Annotated in this window: 15 protein-coding genes; 9 read left to right on the plus strand and 6 right to left on the minus strand. The window is 68.2% G+C overall.

The window, feature by feature from the left end:
* The first annotated feature begins 2 nt into the window (after positions 1 to 2).
* Positions 3 to 2,807 carry a DNA translocase FtsK gene (locus tag B5V46_RS02570; protein WP_080615133.1) on the plus strand — a complete coding sequence of 935 codons (2,805 nt, stop codon included), beginning with the start codon at positions 3 to 5 and terminating at the stop codon, positions 2,805 to 2,807.
* Between the two features lie 69 nt (positions 2,808 to 2,876).
* The gene (locus B5V46_RS02575; RefSeq protein WP_080615134.1) at positions 2,877 to 3,479 is read left to right on the plus strand and encodes an outer membrane lipoprotein carrier protein LolA; all 603 of its coding nucleotides are present in this window, start codon (positions 2,877 to 2,879) and stop codon (positions 3,477 to 3,479) included.
* 30 nt (positions 3,480 to 3,509) lie between these two features.
* On the opposite strand, the gene B5V46_RS02580 is transcribed toward B5V46_RS02575, so the two are convergent.
* Positions 3,510 to 4,082 (minus strand): lytic transglycosylase, encoded by a 573-nt coding sequence (locus B5V46_RS02580; protein ID WP_080615135.1) that lies wholly within the window; start codon positions 4,080 to 4,082, stop codon positions 3,510 to 3,512.
* A 116-nt stretch (positions 4,083 to 4,198) separates the two neighbouring features.
* Complete coding sequence (locus tag B5V46_RS02585; RefSeq protein WP_080615136.1) at positions 4,199 to 5,080, minus strand: AEC family transporter; 882 nt, start codon at positions 5,078 to 5,080, stop codon at positions 4,199 to 4,201.
* 84 nt (positions 5,081 to 5,164) lie between these two features.
* Between B5V46_RS02585 and hspQ the strand changes: the two genes are divergently transcribed.
* Positions 5,165 to 5,491, plus strand: a complete 327-nt coding sequence (gene hspQ / locus B5V46_RS02590) for a heat shock protein HspQ (RefSeq protein WP_080615137.1) — start codon at positions 5,165 to 5,167, stop codon at positions 5,489 to 5,491.
* Between the two features lie 32 nt (positions 5,492 to 5,523).
* Here hspQ and B5V46_RS02595 read toward each other — a convergent pair whose 3' ends face one another.
* Both B5V46_RS02595 and ald read right to left on the minus strand, forming a co-directional pair.
* Positions 5,524 to 7,104 carry a gamma-glutamyltransferase family protein gene (locus B5V46_RS02595; RefSeq protein ID WP_080615138.1) on the minus strand — a complete coding sequence of 527 codons (1,581 nt, stop codon included), beginning with the start codon at positions 7,102 to 7,104 and terminating at the stop codon, positions 5,524 to 5,526.
* 801 nt (positions 7,105 to 7,905) lie between these two features.
* Entirely contained in the window at positions 7,906 to 9,024 is a 1,119-nt protein-coding gene (gene ald, locus B5V46_RS02600) for an alanine dehydrogenase (RefSeq protein WP_080615139.1), read from the minus strand.
* A gap of 131 nt (positions 9,025 to 9,155) precedes the next feature.
* On the opposite strand from ald, the gene B5V46_RS02605 reads away from it, so the two are divergent.
* Entirely contained in the window at positions 9,156 to 9,614 is a 459-nt protein-coding gene (locus B5V46_RS02605) for an Lrp/AsnC family transcriptional regulator (RefSeq protein ID WP_080615140.1), read from the plus strand.
* Between the two features lie 27 nt (positions 9,615 to 9,641).
* Positions 9,642 to 10,298 carry a class II aldolase/adducin family protein gene (locus B5V46_RS02610; RefSeq protein WP_080615141.1) on the plus strand — a complete coding sequence of 219 codons (657 nt, stop codon included), beginning with the start codon at positions 9,642 to 9,644 and terminating at the stop codon, positions 10,296 to 10,298.
* 279 nt (positions 10,299 to 10,577) lie between these two features.
* Here B5V46_RS02610 and B5V46_RS02615 read toward each other — a convergent pair whose 3' ends face one another.
* Positions 10,578 to 12,491, minus strand: a complete 1,914-nt coding sequence (locus tag B5V46_RS02615) for a bifunctional 2',3'-cyclic-nucleotide 2'-phosphodiesterase/3'-nucleotidase (RefSeq protein ID WP_155773903.1) — start codon at positions 12,489 to 12,491, stop codon at positions 10,578 to 10,580.
* 245 nt (positions 12,492 to 12,736) lie between these two features.
* Here B5V46_RS02615 and nudC point away from each other — a divergent pair, with 245 nt between their 5' ends.
* Together nudC and B5V46_RS02625 are read left to right on the plus strand one after the other, a co-directional pair.
* Positions 12,737 to 13,687 carry an NAD(+) diphosphatase gene (gene nudC, locus B5V46_RS02620; RefSeq protein ID WP_080615142.1) on the plus strand — a complete coding sequence of 317 codons (951 nt, stop codon included), beginning with the start codon at positions 12,737 to 12,739 and terminating at the stop codon, positions 13,685 to 13,687.
* Positions 13,688 to 13,724: 37 nt separating this feature from the next.
* Entirely contained in the window at positions 13,725 to 14,183 is a 459-nt protein-coding gene (locus B5V46_RS02625) for an SRPBCC family protein (protein ID WP_196774323.1), read from the plus strand.
* A gap of 115 nt (positions 14,184 to 14,298) precedes the next feature.
* On the opposite strand, the gene rpsU is transcribed toward B5V46_RS02625, so the two are convergent.
* On the minus strand, positions 14,299 to 14,505 hold the full coding sequence (rpsU, locus tag B5V46_RS02630) for a 30S ribosomal protein S21 (RefSeq protein WP_042458983.1): 207 nt from the start codon (positions 14,503 to 14,505) through the stop codon (positions 14,299 to 14,301).
* A gap of 109 nt (positions 14,506 to 14,614) precedes the next feature.
* Between rpsU and B5V46_RS02635 the strand changes: the two genes are divergently transcribed.
* Both B5V46_RS02635 and B5V46_RS02640 read left to right on the plus strand, forming a co-directional pair.
* The gene (locus B5V46_RS02635) at positions 14,615 to 15,334 is read left to right on the plus strand and encodes a COQ9 family protein (RefSeq protein ID WP_080615144.1); all 720 of its coding nucleotides are present in this window, start codon (positions 14,615 to 14,617) and stop codon (positions 15,332 to 15,334) included.
* A complete protein-coding gene (locus B5V46_RS02640) occupies positions 15,331 to 16,320 on the plus strand; it encodes an NAD(P)H-quinone oxidoreductase (RefSeq protein WP_080615145.1) in 990 nt (329 codons plus the stop codon). The genes B5V46_RS02635 and B5V46_RS02640 overlap by 4 nt, the downstream gene beginning before the upstream one ends.
* The last annotated feature ends 19 nt before the right edge of the window (positions 16,321 to 16,339 follow it).

A 16,339-nucleotide genomic window follows, 5' to 3' on the forward strand; every position in this document is an offset into this window, starting at 1 on the left:
GCATGGCTTCCTATCAGATGAAACGGCGCGAACCCCTTCTCGACCAGACCACCCAGGCCGCCATCGAGCGCCGGGGCAAGGAACTGCTGGGCATCGGGCTGATGCTGGCTGCGGTGCTGCTGGCGCTGACGCTGGGATCTTACGTCACCGACGATCCGAGCTGGTTCTCGGCCACCGACGCCCCGGCCCGGAACCTGCTGGGCCGGTTCGGCGCCTCGATCGCCTCGCCGGTCTATATCGTCGTGGGCTATGGCGGCTGGGCGCTGGTTGCGGTGCCCGCGGCCTGGGGCCTGCGTCTCGTGACCCATTGGGGCGAGGAACGGGCGCTGTCGCGGGTGATCTTCGCGCCCTTCCTCGTCTGCCTGGCCTCGGTCTATGCCGCGACCAATGTGCCGACGCCGGACTGGACCCACAGCTTCGGCATGGGCGGGCTGTTCGGCGATACCGTGCTGGGCGCGGTGCTGGGGCTGGTCCCGATCGGCACCATCGTCGGGCTCAAGCTGGTCTCGGCGCTGGTCTGGCTGGGCACGCTGGCGCTGGGGCTGTTCGTCTGCGGTGTCGACCGCGACGAGATCCGGCGCTTTGGCCGGGCTGTGCTGCTGGGCCTCATTCTCAGCTATGCCGCGGTGCGGGCCGCAACCGGGCGCGGGGTACGCGGGGCGCTGCAGGGCGCGGTGCGTTATGGCGAGGATCTGCAGGCGCGCCGGAGCGCGCGCGCCGGGCGCCGCCAGACCGTCGCGGAACCCGAGGATTGCGACGATTACGACGACCGCTACGACGACCGTCATGAGGACGGGGCGCCCGCCCGTTCCGGTCTGTTCGCGCGGCTGCCGGTGTTCCGCCGTCGCGCCGATCCCGATCTGATCGACGATGAGGATGACGAGGTGGCGATGACCCCGGCCTCCGAAGAGCGCATCCGGGCGCGCATCGCCGATGTCGTCCGCGCGCGCTCGGGCCGCGCTGCGCCGGTGCCGCCGACGGGGTTCCGTCCCGAGCCGCCGGTGGTGCGCAGCCCGGCCGCCCTGACCGTGCCGCAGGCGCCCGATCCGGGCATGGGGATCGATGTACCCGAGATCGACGATTTCGACGAGGAGGACCCGTTCGAGACCGGTCTGCCCACCGCGGATTACGCCGCCGCCCCCTCCACCCCGGCCGCTCCTGCCGCTCCGGCCCCCGCGATCCCGCTGCCCGAGCCGCGCCGGGTGGTCGAGCAGAGCCTGCGCAAGCCGGTGGTGTCGTCGCGCCGCGCCCGCGAAGAGGCCCAGCCGGGGCTGCAATTCGACGAATCGGAAGAGGGCTACCAGCATCCGCCGCTGTCGCTTTTGACCAATCCCGAGACTATCGAGCGGCATTATCTCAGCGAAGAGGCGCTGGAAGAGAATGCGCGCATGCTGGAGAACGTGCTGGACGATTACGGCGTGAAGGGCGAGATCGTCTCGGTCCGGCCCGGCCCCGTGGTCACCATGTACGAACTGGAACCGGCGCCGGGCCTCAAGGCCAGCCGGGTGATCGGCCTGGCCGACGACATCGCGCGCAGCATGTCGGCGCTGTCGGCGCGGGTCTCGACCGTGCCGGGGCGCAGCGTGATCGGGATCGAGCTGCCCAATGCCCGCCGCGAGAAGGTGGTGCTGCGCGAGATCCTGTCGGCGCGCGATTTCGGCGACAGCGCGATGCGGCTGCCGCTGGCGCTGGGCAAGGATATCGGCGGCGATCCGGTGGTGACGAACCTGGCAAAGATGCCCCACCTGCTGATCGCTGGGACGACCGGGTCGGGCAAGTCGGTCGCGATCAACACCATGATCCTGTCGCTGCTCTACAAGCTGACGCCCGATGAATGCCGGCTGATCATGATCGACCCCAAGATGCTGGAACTGTCGGTCTATGACGGCATCCCGCATCTGCTCTCGCCAGTCGTCACCGACCCCAAGAAGGCCGTCGTCGCGCTGAAATGGGTCGTGGGCGAGATGGAGGAACGCTATCGCAAGATGTCCAAGATGGGCGTGCGCAACATCGAGGGCTATAACGGCCGGGTGCGCGACGCGATGGCCAAGGGCGAGATGTTCAAGCGCACGGTGCAGACCGGCTTTGACGACGAGACCGGCGAGCCCGTCTTCGAGACCGAGGAATTTCTGCCCAAGACGCTGCCCTATATCGTCGTCATCGTCGACGAGATGGCCGATCTGATGATGGTCGCGGGCAAGGAGATCGAGGCCTGCATCCAGCGTCTGGCGCAGATGGCGCGGGCCTCGGGCATCCACCTGATCATGGCGACCCAGCGGCCCTCGGTCGATGTCATCACCGGCACGATCAAGGCCAACTTCCCGACCCGGATCAGCTTCCAGGTGACCGGCAAGATCGACAGCCGCACGATCCTGGGCGAACAGGGCGCCGAACAGCTTCTGGGCATGGGCGACATGCTCTACATGGCCGGCGGCGGACGCCTGTCGCGCGTGCACGGGCCCTTCGTCAGCGACGAGGAGGTCGAGGAGATCGTCAACTACCTCAAGGCTTTCGGCCCGCCGGATTATGTCGGTGGCGTGGTCGAGGGACCGGACGAGGACAAGGAAAGCGATATCGACCTGGTGCTGGGGCTGGGCGGCAATACCGACAGCGAGGATGCGCTTTACGATCAGGCCGTGGCGATCGTGATCAAGGATCGCAAATGCTCGACCTCCTATATCCAGCGCAAGCTGGCCATCGGCTACAACAAGGCCGCGCGCCTCGTCGAGCAGATGGAGGATCAGGGCGTGGTCAGCGCCGCCAACCATGTCGGCAAGCGCGAGATCCTCGTGCCCGAGCAGGCATGAGCGGCGGATCGCCTGATCGTGACGGCCGGGCGGGTGAAAAGCCCGGCCGGGCGCTCTAGATTGGCAGCCATGAAACCGCTTCGTCTTTCCCTGGCCCTCGCGGCCCTGATGTCGGCCAGTTCCGCGCTTGCCGCACCGATCCCGCTCTCGACGCTTTCGGCCTATCTCAACGGCTTCCAGACCGCGCAGGCCGATTTCACCCAGATCAATGCCGATGGCTCGATCTCGACCGGGACGCTCTCGATCAAGCGCCCGGGCCGGGCGCGGTTCGAATATGCGCCGCCCGAAAAGGCGCTGGTGCTGGCAGGCGGCGGGCAGGTCGCGGTCTATGACGACAAGTCGAACCAGCCGCCCGAACAGTATCCGCTGAAGCGCACGCCGCTGAACCTGATCCTCGACCGCAATGTCGATCTGGGCCGCGCCCGGATGGTGGTGGGCCATGAGGAGGACGGCAGCTCGACCCGCGTCGTCGCGCAGGATCCCGAGCATCCCGATTACGGCACCATCACGCTGGTCTTCACCAATGACCCGGTCGAGCTCCGGCAATGGATCATCACCGACGAGACCGGAAGCCAGACCACCGTGGTTCTGGGCGAGCTGAAGACCGGCATGCCGCTTGGCGCGCGGATGTTCAACATCGTCCAGGAAACCGCCGACCGGATGAAGCGCTGAGGCAGCCCCGCCGGGGCGGGGCACCCCCTGTCAGCGGCGGCAGGTGATGAGCTGGGCGTAGTAAAGCTGGGCCCGGTCCTCGACCCGGTTGGCGACCGCCATCAGCCAGGCCTTGCTTTGGTAGCTGCGCCGGGCAAAGCCGGCATGGCCCTCGTGATAGGCAAGGTACTGGTTGCGCGCATCGCTGAGCGGGATGCCCAGCTTCTTGCGCGATTCGGACATGTACCAGCCCATGAAATCGGTCGCGTCGGCGATGTTGTCGCGTCGCGCGCCGCGATTGGCGGTACCGGTCCGGTACATGTCCCAGGTGCCGTCGATGGCCTGGGCATAGCCATAGGCCGAGCTCTGCCGCCCCATCGGGATGATCCCCAGCACGAAGCGATGCGGCGTGCGGGCATTGCCCACGAACTTGCTTTCCTGGTGGATGACCGCCATCTGCACCGGTACCGGAACGCCCCAGCGGCGCTCGCTGCGCTCCATCGCGCGCATGTATTTCGGCCGCTCGCGCGCGATGGCGCAGGCGTCTTCCAGATTGCGTGGCGGAGATTTGTCGCCGCATGCCACAAGAAAAAGACATGCAGCGATGAGGAGGAACCTGCCCATCTGCCTCTCGTTTGCCCGTATGTATGTTCTGCCGTGGTGGTCTTGTTTTGTCCCATCATAGATTAATTCCACGGGGCGTAAAACGCCTAAGCGGAGCCTCGCGCAGCCGGGCGGGCTCAGAGCAGAACCGCCAGCGTCAGCGGCAGCGCGAGCACCGAGAGCAGTGTCGAGGCCACGACCAGCCCGGCCACCGCATCGGCATCGGCGCCGTATTTCTCGGCCAGAAGATAGGAGGTGACCGCTACCGGGGTCGAGATCTGCAGCACCAGCACGGCCAGAGCCACGCGGTCGAGCCCGAACCACAGCCCGATCCCGGCCGCGACGCCGAGGCAGATCGCAAGCTTGACGAGGCTCAGCCAGACCGCGCGGGGCAGGTGCCCCGGATGCAGCCGGGCAATGGCCACGCCCATGGTGATCAGCATCAGCGGCACCGCGATCTGTCCGATCAGGCTCAGCGTATTGGTCAGGAAGGCCGGGGTCTGCCAGCCCTGCCACAGGAACAGTCCGCCCAGCGCGGTGGCCCAGACCAGCGGCTCTTTCAGCGCCTTCAACGGCGAGCCGCCGCCCGCAACCAGCCAGACCCCGAAGGTGAAGGAATAGATCGCCATCACCGCGAAGACGACGACCGCATAGTCGAAGCCGCGCTCGCCGAAGGCGAACAGCGCAAGCGGCAGGCCGATATTGCCGGTATTGCCGAAGATGACCGGCGCGAGATAGGTCCGCCGGTCAAGCCGGGCAAGCCGCACGACGGCGAGACAGAGGATCGTCACCACACCATAGGCTGCGGCTGCGGCCAGCGACATCGCGGTCAGGGCCTGCGGCTCGATCTCGGTCTTCATCAGCGCGGTGAAGATCAGGCAGGGAACCGACAGGGTCATCGTGAGTTGAGTCACGAACTGGACACGGTACTCGTTTCCGAACCGAACCCATAGGAAACCCACTGATGCCAGTAGAAAAACCGGGGCGACAATCTCGAGCACTGTAAGTAAAAGGTTCACGGACTGTTTCCCCGGGTAGCGCGGTGCCGCATGGACAAGGGCGTATCGGCGGGATTATGGTGCACAGTCGGGGGTTCCAACGGCATGCTTAAAGCGCACGCGAAATATCATCTGGGTCAAGTGGTCCGTCACCGGAAGCATCCGTTTCGTGGCGTGGTCTTTGACGTGGATGCGATGTTCTCGAATACCGAGGACTGGTATGCCGCGATTCCCGAGGAAGGTCGTCCCGCGAAGGACCAGCCCTTCTATCACCTGCTGGCCGAGAACGATCACAGCTATTACGTGGCCTATGTCTCGGAGCAGAACCTCGTGGCTGACGAGACCGGCGAGCCGGTCGATCATCCCGACCTCTCGGACCTGTTCGGCGAATTCGAGGACGGGCAGTATCCGCTGCAATTTCAGCTGAACTGACCGTCGCCGCCTGGCACGCCCGTCTCATCTGATCAGTATCCCAGCGCGCAGCCGTCCTTGCGCGGGTCGGAGGCGCCCTGCAGCACGCCGGTTTCGTCGTCGATCAGGATCGCCTGCGCCCCGCCGATGGCCGAGGGCGGCATCGCCACGGCATGGCCCCTGGAGGCCAGCGCGGCGCGGACCGCGTCGGCATAGCCGCGCTCGACCAGCAGCTCGCCCTTATCGGCAAAGCTGCGGGGCGCGTCCAGCGCCTGCTGCGGATGCATGCCGTAATCGACGATATTGGTCAGCACCCTTGCATGGCCGTTGGGCTGATAGGCCCCGCCCATCACCCCGAAGGGCATGATCAGCTTGCCGTCCTTCTTCAGCATCGCCGGGATGATCGTATGCATCGGCCGCTTGCCGCCTCCGGCCTCGTTCGGATGGCCTTCGGTCAGGCTGAAGCCCGCGCCCCGGTTCTGGAAATTGATGCCGAATTTCGTCGAGGCGAGGCCCGAGCCGAAGCTGTGGAAGATCGAATAGATCAGCGACACCGCCATCCGGTCGCGGTCGACCACGGTGATGTAGATGGTTTCCTTGTGGACCGATTCCGAGAGCTGCGCCGGGCTCGCCATCGCCCGGTCGGGGTCGATCAGCGCGGCGAGCTTGGCCGCCGTGTCGGGGGCCAGCATGTGATCGAGCCGGCTCATATGGGCGGCATCGGCGACAAAGCGGTTCCGCGCGTCATAGGCAAGTTTTGCCGCCTCGGCCTCGATATGGGCGCGCTCGGCGCCGAGAGGGTCCATCGCGGGCAGATCGAAATTCGCCAGGATGTTCGCCATCAGGATCGCGGTCGCGCCCTGGCCGTTCGGCGGATGCTCGACCAGCTCGACGCCCTTGTAGCTGCCACTGACCGGGCTGCCGTAATCGCAGGCGGTGGCGGCGAAATCCTCCAGCGTATGGCAGCCGCCCAGCGCGGTCAGCGAGGCCACCATGTCCTCGGCCACCTCGCCCTCGTAAAAGCCCTTGCGGCCGTCCATCGCGATCCGGCGCAGCACCTCTGCCTGTTTCGGCGCCCGGAAGATCTGCCCCGGCCGGGGCGCCTGGCCGCCCAGCAGGTAGAAATCGCGGGCGGCGCCCGTCAGGTGGTCGGCGGCGCGGGCCCAGTCGAAGGCAGTGCGGGGCGCGACCGGCACGCCGGTTTCGGCATAATGGATGGCGGGGGCGAGGCTGGCCTTGAGCCCGATCCGGCCCCAGTCCTTCGACAACCGGCAGAAGGCATCGACGGCGCCCGGCACCGTCACCGCATCGGCGCTGTCGGTCGGCATGGCGCCAAGGCCCCGGTCGCGAAGCCGGGCGGCCTCCAGCCCTGCCGGCGCCCGGCCCGAGCCGTTCAGCGCGATGATGCGGTCCTCGTCTGCGGGTTTGACCAGCACGAAACAATCGCCGCCGATACCGGTCATCTGCGGCTCGCAGATCCCCAGCAGGACCGCGCCCGCGATGGCCGCATCGACGGCATTGCCGCCTGCCTCTAGCATCTGCACCGCGACCTTGGCCGCCAGCGGATGGGAGGTCGCGCACATCCCGTTCGTTGCAAATACCGCCGAACGCCCCGGCAACTGGAAATCGCGCATGAACCCCTCCCGAACCGATACCGACCCGCAGGGTAGAAGCTGCCGCCCGCCATGCCAATGCTGAAAGTGCGCCATGCCGGAAGCGCCCGACCGGCCGGAGGCACGAGGCAGGATGGTCTCCGGACTGAGGGACTTCTGGCCCGGTGACGGGCTTCCGCGGGCCATGAGGGCTGACGGGAGGTCGCAAATTCCGCGGGATGGCGGGAAGGCCGGGGGCACCGGGCGGGTGCCACATGCAGGATCGCGCCCCGGTCGTTTCGCAATTCCGGCCTGAGGCCGCGCGCGACCCGGGTTCGATCCCGGGACGGTCCGGGAGCCGCCGCCGGGCGACAGGCCTGCTCGGCAACGGCGGCCCGGCGGCGCCGGAGGTCAGCCTGCTCTGCCGCGACAAGAGCCGCCATGCCTCTGTCCGGGCTGTCGCGGCCGGGTCCGGCACCGGCCGAGCCAGCACCGCGCCGATGCTGCCGGAGCGGCCCGGTCAGGGTCCCGCCCAAGCGGGAGATCGGGGCGATGGACGCAGGCGACGCCTGTGATCGGCGCAATGGCCCGGATCGGGGGGGGCAACGCGCCGCCATGGCCGGGCCGGGCGTTCCGGCGGCAGGGGTGCGGGGCATCGAGCGGCGGGCGGAACGCCTGCTCCGCCCCGCCGTCTTCCATCGCTACCGACCGAGCAGACCGGTCACAGAGGCCGCCGAAGACCTCTGTCCGGGGAATGACCGCCCCCCACACACAGTCCATTCGCGCAAACGATGCCATGGGGGCCGGTGCGCCTGCGGGGCGCGCCCGACTGCGCGTGGGGGATCAGGCTTTCAGCGCCAGATGCGGCGACAGCACGTCGATGCCCTGTGCCTTTCCGACCGCATAACAGGTCAGATGCCCGGCATGGACGCTGAGCCCGGCCAGCAGATGGGCATCGTCGGTGCAGGCCTCGCGCCATCCCTTGTCGGCCAGAGCCAGCAGAAACGGCATGGTTGCATTGCCCAGCGCCAGCGTCGCGCTGCGCGGCACCGCGCCGGGCATGTTGGCCACGCAGTAATGCTGGATGCCGTCGACCTCGAAAACCGGATCGTCATGGGTGGTCGGGCGCGAGGTCTCGAAGCAGCCGCCCTGATCGATTGCCACATCGACCAGCACCGCGCCGGGCTTCATCCGCGCCAGATCGGTCCGGCTTACCAGCCTGGGCGCCGTCGCCCCGGGGATCAGCACTGCGCCCACGACCATGTCGGCCCGGTCCAGAAGCGCGGCCAGCGTGGCTGCCGATGAATGCCGGGTCGTCACCCGGCCGCCGAAGATCTCGTCGAGCTGGCGCAGCCGGGGCAGCGACTTGTCGAGCACGGTGACATGGGCGCCCATCCCGGCCGCAATCCGCGCCGCATGGGTGCCGACCACGCCGCCGCCGATGACCAGCACCTCGGCCGGACCGATGCCGGGCACGCCGCCCATCAGCACGCCGCGCCCGCCATTGGCCTTCTGCAGCGCCCAGGCCCCCATCTGCGGCGCGAGCCGTCCCGCGACCTCGGACATCGGCGCCAGCAGGGGCAGCCCGCCGCGGTCGTCGGTCACTGTCTCATAGGCGATGGCGGTGACGCCGCTGGCGAGCAGATCGCGGGTCTGGGCGGGGTCGGGCGCGAGATGCAGATAGGTGAACAGGACCTGTCCCTCGCGCAGGTGCCGGCGTTCCTCGGCAAGCGGCTCCTTGACCTTCACCACCAGTTCGGCGCGCGTGAAGACCTCTTCGGCGGTCGCCGCGATCTCGGCGCCGGCCGCGATGTAATCGGCATCCTCGAAGCCCGCGCCGAGCCCGGCACCGGTCTCGACCAGAACGGCATGGCCATGCGCCCTGGCTTCGCGGGCGGCATCGGGCGTCAGGCCGACGCGGAATTCCTGGGGTTTGATCTCTCTGGGGCATCCGATATGCATAAGGTCTCCTTCTCCTCGGGGCAGAATGCCGCAGGTCGGACCGGATCGCATCGGTTTTGCGTGCAGTGCCCCTGCTCTTGATGCAAGATCCGCGCATTATCCTGCCAGATCGTCGAAGGATCATGCAAGAGATGGCGCTGGACGAGACCGATCTTCGATTGCTGCGGGTCCTGCAGAAGCAGGGCCGGATTTCGAATGCCGAGCTGAGCGAACGGGTGAACCTTTCGGCCTCGGCCTGTCACCGCCGGGTGCAGCGGCTGGAGGAGGGCGGCTTCATCCGCGACTATGTCGCGCTGCTCGATGCCCGCAAGATGGGGCGCCGAACCACCGTCTTTGTCGAGATCACGCTGTCGGGGCAGGCCGACGAGACGCTGGCCGCCTTCGAGAAGGCGGTGGCGCGGGTGCCCGATGTGCTGGAATGCCACCTGATGGCGGGGAATGCGGATTACCTGCTGAAGGTGGCCGCCGAGGACAGCGAGGATTTCGCCCGCATCCACCGGCGCTACCTGACCCGGCTGCCCGGCGTGGCGCGGATGCAATCCTCCTTTGCGCTGCGGACGGTGTTCAAGACCACCGCGCTGCCGCTATAGGGCAGGGGCAGAAAGCAGGAGAGCGGGATGAACGACGAGAAGGACAAGCGCGCGGCGATCGTCGCGGCCTGCCGCCGGATGAATACGGTCGGGCTGAACCAGGGGACGTCGGGCAATATCAGTGTCCGCCACGGGTCGGGACTGCTGATCACGCCGAGCTCGATCCCCTATGACGTGCTGGGGTCCGATGACATCGTCTTCCTGGAGATGGACGGCACCGCCCATGGCACGCGCAGGCCCTCCTCGGAATGGCGCTTCCATCTCGATATCCTGCGCAGCCGCACCTATCTGAATGCGGTGGTGCATGCCCATGCGCCCTATTGCACGATGCTGGCCATTCTGCACAAGCCAATCCCGGCGGTGCATTACATGGTGGCGGCGGCGGGCGGTGGCGACATTCGCTGCGCGCCTTATGCGACCTTCGGGACCCAGGCGCTGTCCGATCTGGTGCTGGAGGCGCTCGAGGGGCGCAAGGCCTGTCTGATGGCGCATCACGGCATGATCGCGGCCGAGGCCAATCTCGACAAGGCGATGTGGCTGGCCGTGGAGGTCGAGGCCCTGGCCCGGCAATATCACGGCGCGCTCACGATCGCCCCCCCGCCGGTGCTGAGCGAGACCGAACTGGCCGAGGCGATTGCGCAATTCTCGGGCGGTTATGGTCAGGGCGAACCGAAAGAGGCGTGATCTCCCGGAGGCAGGCGTGGCCGCCCGAGCGGAAAAGCGTCGACTGCCCGCACCGGCTCTCCGTCATCGTGCCGAAGACCTGTTGCGGCGGTTGCGCGTCCCTGCCGCAAGCGCTCTCCCGTGCAAGAGCCGACGGGCAGGACCCCGACAAGGGGGCTACGGACGGCCGGTTGCGGGCACGCCGGCAGGGCATGCAGGTGGCCTGCCTGGAACGGCGGGGGGCGGTGATCGCGCGCTCCCGATCCTCTGCAATCGCCGCAGGTCGTGGGCGTTGCGCTGTCACAGGCTGATCCGGAACCGGGCGAAACCGTCGGGGCTTGTGCCCGCCGGGCTCAGCGCAAGCCGGTCTAGCGTGCCGAGATGGCGGCGCGCGGCGGGGCCGGTATCGAACAGCACGCTGGTGCCGGGCATGTCGGCAAAGCGCCAGGTGGGAACCGTCCGCGGCGCCACGCTGCCCCGCTCGGCGATATAGCGCACGATCACGTCGCGATTGGTGTCGGGCGCCTCGAGGATGACGGTCCCGGGGCCGGTGCCCGGAAACCCGCCTCCGCCGCCGGCGCGGAAGCTGTTGGTAGCAATCACGAATTCCATGCCGTCCGTGACCCTGCTGCCGTTCCAGGTAAGTCCGGCGATGCGCGATGCGCGCGGGTTCAGCAAACGGCCATGCGGGCCGTATCGCGGCGGCTGGCTGAGATCGATCCGGTATTCCAGCCCGTCGATCACGTCGAAATTGTAGCAGGGAAAGTCGGGGTCGAGCAGAAGCTGGTCGGCAGAGCCGGGCTGGATGCGGTTGAAGATCCCGGCAGAGCGCTCGAGCCAGCCGCGCAAGTGTGCCCCGCTCACCCGCAGGGCGCGGACCATGTTGGGATAGAGGTAGAGATCGGCGACATTGCGGATCGCGATATCGCCCGCAGGCACATCGGTGTAGTAATCGGGGCCGCCATGGCCGCCGGCCTTGAAGGGCGCCGCCGCCGACAGAAGCGGCAGACCCTCATGACGGGTGCCCTTCAGCTTCTTGGCGACATACCAGCGCTGGGCATCGGCGACGATCTTGACCGAGGCATCCTCGGCCACCAGCGCGAAATAGCTGTGCAGGGGGATCTCGGTCCGGCCGACCGGGCGGCGGGTATAGGCCAGGGTTTCGGCATGGGCGCGCGCGGCGGCGGCCAGCACGGCCGGGTCGCTGGGGACCCGGGGGGCGGCGGGCCCGGCGCTGCGGTCGGTCCGGCGGCTGGCGATGGGATGAAGCGCGCTGCGATGCTCGGCCACGCGCCATCCCGCGGCTGCAGGTTCGAGAAGAAGGTCGATCACGCCGAGATGCGAGCCCCAGAAGCCGGGCATCACGGCGGGCTTGCCGTGAATCGATCCGGTCTCGCTGTCGACACCGGCGATGCCCGCGAAATCCGGGCCGGGAAGGGCCTGATGCTGATGCCCGCTCAGGATCGCGTCGATGCCCTCGATGCGGGCCAGCGGCAGACAGGCATTTTCCTGACGGGCGACATGCGTTGGCTCGCCGATGCCCGAATGGGCCAGCGCCACCACCAGATCGGCCCCGTCGCGCCGCATCCGCGGCACCAGCTCGCGCGCGGCAGAGACGATGTCGCCGCCCTCGGCCCGGCCTTCCAGATGCCTGCGGTCCCAGATCGCGATCTGCGGCGGCAGAAATCCGATCACGCCGATCCGAAGCCGGTGCCTGCGGCCAGCGCCATCTGTCACGCTTCGCTCGAGCAGGGCATGACGCGGCAGGCGGGTCAGACCGGGCGGGGCCAGCGGGCCGGGCAGCAGATTGGCCGAGACCACCGGGAATTGCGCCTCGGCGATGGCGTTCAGGAGAAACTCGAGCCCGTAATTGAAGTCGTGATTGCCAAGCGTCGCGGCATCGTAGCCGATCGTGTTCATGGCCGCGATCACGGGATGCAGCTCGCCCGGCCGCAGGCCGCGCTCATGGGCGATGTAATCGCCCATCGGATTGCCTTGCAGGAAATCGCCATTGTCGAACAGAAGCGCATTGGGGGCGTCGCGGCGCAGCGCGCCAATCAGCGTCGCGGTACGCGCCAGACCGGCCGTGTCGACGGGCCGGTCCGTATAGTAGTCATAGGGAAAGACATGCACATGCAGGTCGGACGTCTCCAGCAGCCGCAGATGCACGCGATCGGCGGCGGGAGGAACAGAGAAGGTGTGCGGCGCGATCAAGGAGGCCCCTGCAGATAGGCCGGCCGGTCAGCGGGCGCGGGGATGCGACGCGACGCCGGAATGGCCGCCTCTGCGGCCGGCCGGGATATGGCTTTGACACGGGGATGGAATGCAACCATCACCGGCCAGAGCCACTATAGGGATACCGGAGGCGTGGGGACACAGGATTCACGCAATGCGGTTGCAACGCGCCCGGTTTTCGCGCGGCTAGCCCGCTCGTGTCCGACCGGAATGAAGGAGCATGAATGCGTCTTGCCGAACAGGTGACATTCGGAGGGGGCGGGCTTGACCGTGCCGCCCATCGGCGCGGCGATGCCGCCTGGCTTGCCGGGGCCTGGCCCGGGGCGCAGGTTCTGCCGCTCTGGCGCGGCAAGCCGCTGTTCGGCCCGGAGGGGCTGGGCTGGGTGCCTTCGGCGCATCCGCTTCTGGACGGGCGGCGCGCGGAGGCTGTCTTTCTGGGGCTGTCCGGTGGGAGCGCGAGATTCGCGCTCGACCTGTCGGACTGGGTGCCTGCCGAGATGCCCGAAACGCTGGGGCTGTTTCGCGACCCGTCCGAACAGCGCCATCCCGAGTTTCCCGAGGATCTGAGCTTCCGCGAGCTGCGGGGCGGGATGACGGCGCTTGCGCCGGTCGAGGCCGAACTGGCCGCCACCGCCAAGGGCCTGTTCGACTGGCATCGCGGGCATGGTTTCTGCGCGCGCTGCGGTCAGCCGAGCCGGCCGGCCGAGGCGGGCTGGCAGCGGCATTGCCCGGGCTGCGGCGCGCCGCATTTCCCGCGCACCGATCCGGTGGTCATCATGCTGGTCCGGCGCGGCAACAGGGTCTTGCTGGGGCGGTCGCCGGGCTGGCCCGAGGGCATGTTCTCGCTGCTGGCTGGCTTTGTCGAACCGGGCGAGACGGTCGAGGCGGCGGTGCGACGCGAAGTGGCGGAGGAAACCGGTGTCAGGATCGGGCAGGTGGGGTATCTTGCAAGCCAGCCCTGGCCGTTTCCCGCCTCGCTGATGCTGGGCTGCTGGGCCGAGGCCGAGACCGACCGGATCACGCCCGATCCGGCCGAGATCGACGACGCCCGCTGGGTCAGCCGCGAGGAGATGCTGGGGGTGCTGGCGGGCGAACGGACCGACATGCTGCCGCCCCGGCCGGGGGCGATTGCCGGTTTCCTGATCCGGATGTGGCTGGCCGACCGGCTGGACTGAGCCAAAGAGCGCGCGAAGGGGGCGCCCGCAGATGATATTGAGCTGCCAAGAAGACATTTCGGCACCGATCGAGCAGGTGTTTGCCCGCCTGACGGATTTCGCCCGCTTCGAGCGGGCCATCGAGACCCGCGGCGGCGATGTTGCCCGCCATGAGGGCGCGCCCGAGGGTCCGGGGCCGGGCCTTGCCTGGACGATCCGGCTTCACTTTCATGGCGCGCATCGCGAGATCGAGGCCGAGCTGACCGATTACGCGCCGCCCAGCGCGCTGCGTCTCGGCGCGGCCTCGAGCGGGCTTGGCGCCGAGGGGATCGTCGAGCTTGCGGCCCTGGCCGAGGGGCTGACCCGGCTGAGCGTCGCCATCGATCTCGGGCCGAGGACGCTGGGCGGGCGGGTGCTGATGCAGACGCTGAAACTTGCCCGCGGCAAACTGGCCGAGGAGATGGAGGCAGGGCTGGCCCGGCTCGCCCGCCGGATCGAGGCCGAGGCGGCGGGTTGAGGGGGTGACTTGAGGCTGCGGGCTGAGCGGCCCGCCGGAAACAACAAACCCCCGGGCAGGGCCTCGGGGGTCGTCGCACTGGGGCCGAAACCCCGGTTCGCCATTGTCGACGGTCTTAGAGAAGACCTTCGCGCTGGGCCTTCTTCCGCGCCAGTTTGCGCGCACGGCGGACGGCTTCCGCCTTCTCGCGCGCCTTCTTCTCGGACGGTTTCTCGAAATGCTGCTTGAGCTTCATTTCGCGGAACACGCCTTCGCGCTGAAGTTTCTTCTTCAGAGCCCGAAGCGCCTGGTCGACATTGTTGTCGCGAACGCTGACCTGCATGTGGTTGTCACCACCTTTCTTGCTAGAGTTTCCGAATTCTGCAGGAAGGGTCCGTATAGCAAAAGCGGGCGAACTTGTCTATAGAGGGGCCGTCGAAAGGAGGCCCAGCATGACCGACACGCCCCGAGGCATGGACACCATCACCCAGGAGCTTCTGGATGCCGCGCTGATCCACGTTCCGTTCGATGGCTGGAGCGAGGCTGCCTTCCGCGCCGCGGTCGCCGAGTCCGGCGTCGATCCGGCCCTGGCACGGGCCGCCTGCCCGCGCGGCGCGGTCGATCTGGCGGTGGCCTATCATCTGCGCGGCGACGATGAGATGGTGCGCCGCCTGACCGAAACCGATCTGTCGGCGATGCGCTTCCGCGACCGGGTGGCACTGGCGGTGCGCTGCCGGCTGGACGCGGCCGAGGACAAGGAAGCGGTACGCCGGGGCGCCACGCTCTTTGCGCTGCCGCTTCATGCCGCCGAGGGCTCGCGCCTCGTCTGGGGCACCGCCGACCGGATCTGGACGGCGCTCGGCGACAGCTCGGAGGATGTCAACTGGTACACCAAGCGTGCCTCGCTGGCGGCGGTCTATGGCGCGACCGTGCTGTACTGGCTGGGCGATGAAAGCCCCGATCATGCCGAGACAAGCGCCTTCCTCGACCGCCGCATCGGCGATGTGATGCAGGTCGAGAAGGTCAAGGCGCAGGTCAACAAGTCGCCCCTTCTCAAGCCCTTCCTGCTGGGGCCGAACTGGCTTGCCCGCCAGATCCGCCCGCCACAGGGGCCGAGGCGCAAGGGCGGGCTTCCCGGCGCGCTGGGTGCGCGCGTGACGGGGCGCACATGATGCTGCCCGCCGTGATGCGGGCGGTCGAGATCGCCGAGCCCGGCGGCCCCGAGGTGCTGCGCCCGACCGAGCGCCCGGTGCCGGTGCCGCAGCCGGGCGAGGTGCTGATCCGGCTGGCCTATGCCGGGGTCAACCGGCCCGACGCGCTGCAACGCGCGGGCTCCTATGCGCCGCCGCCGCAGGCTTCGGATCTGCCCGGTCTGGAAGGGGCGGGCGAGGTCGTGGCGCTGGGCGAGGGGGTGACGGGGCTTGCACCCGGCGACAAGGTCTGCGCGCTGCTGCCGGGCGGGGGCTATGCCGATTATGTCGCGACGCCCGCGGCCCATGCGCTGCCGGTGCCCGAGGGGATGGGGCTGAAACAGGCCGCCTGCCTGCCCGAGACCTTCTTCACCGTCTGGTCGAATGTCTTCATGCGCGGCGGGCTGAGGGCGGGCGAGCGGTTTCTCGTCCATGGCGGCTCGTCCGGGATCGGCACCACCGCGATCCAGCTTGCCGCTGTCTTCGGGGCGCGGGTCTTCGCCACCGCCGGTAACCCGGCGAAATGCGCGGCCTGCCGCGCGCTGGGCGCGGAACGGGCGATCGACTACCGGGCCGAGGATTTCGTCGAGGTGCTGAAATCCGAGGGTGGGGCCGATCTGATTCTCGACATGGTCGGGGGCGACTATCTGCCGCGCAATGTACGGGCGCTGGCCGATGAGGGCCGTCTGGTGCAGATCGCCTTTTTGCAGGGACCCAAGGTCACGCTCAACTTCGCCCATGTGATGATGCGGCGGCTGAGCATCACCGGATCGACCCTGCGCCCGCAATCGGATCTTGCCAAGGCCCGGATCGCCGCCGAGCTGCGCGAAAAGGTCTGGCCGCTTCTGGCCTCTGGCCGCGTCGCCCCGGTGATGGACAGCGAATTCGACTTGGCCGAGGCCGCGCTTGCCCATGCCCGGATGGAGCAGAGCGCGCATATCGGCAAGATCGTCCTGAAGATCGCCTGAGGTCTCCGGCCCGGGCCGC

The sequence above is a fragment of the Rhodovulum sp. MB263 genome (assembly GCF_002073975.1).
Classification (GTDB): Bacteria; Pseudomonadota; Alphaproteobacteria; order Rhodobacterales; family Rhodobacteraceae; genus Rhodovulum.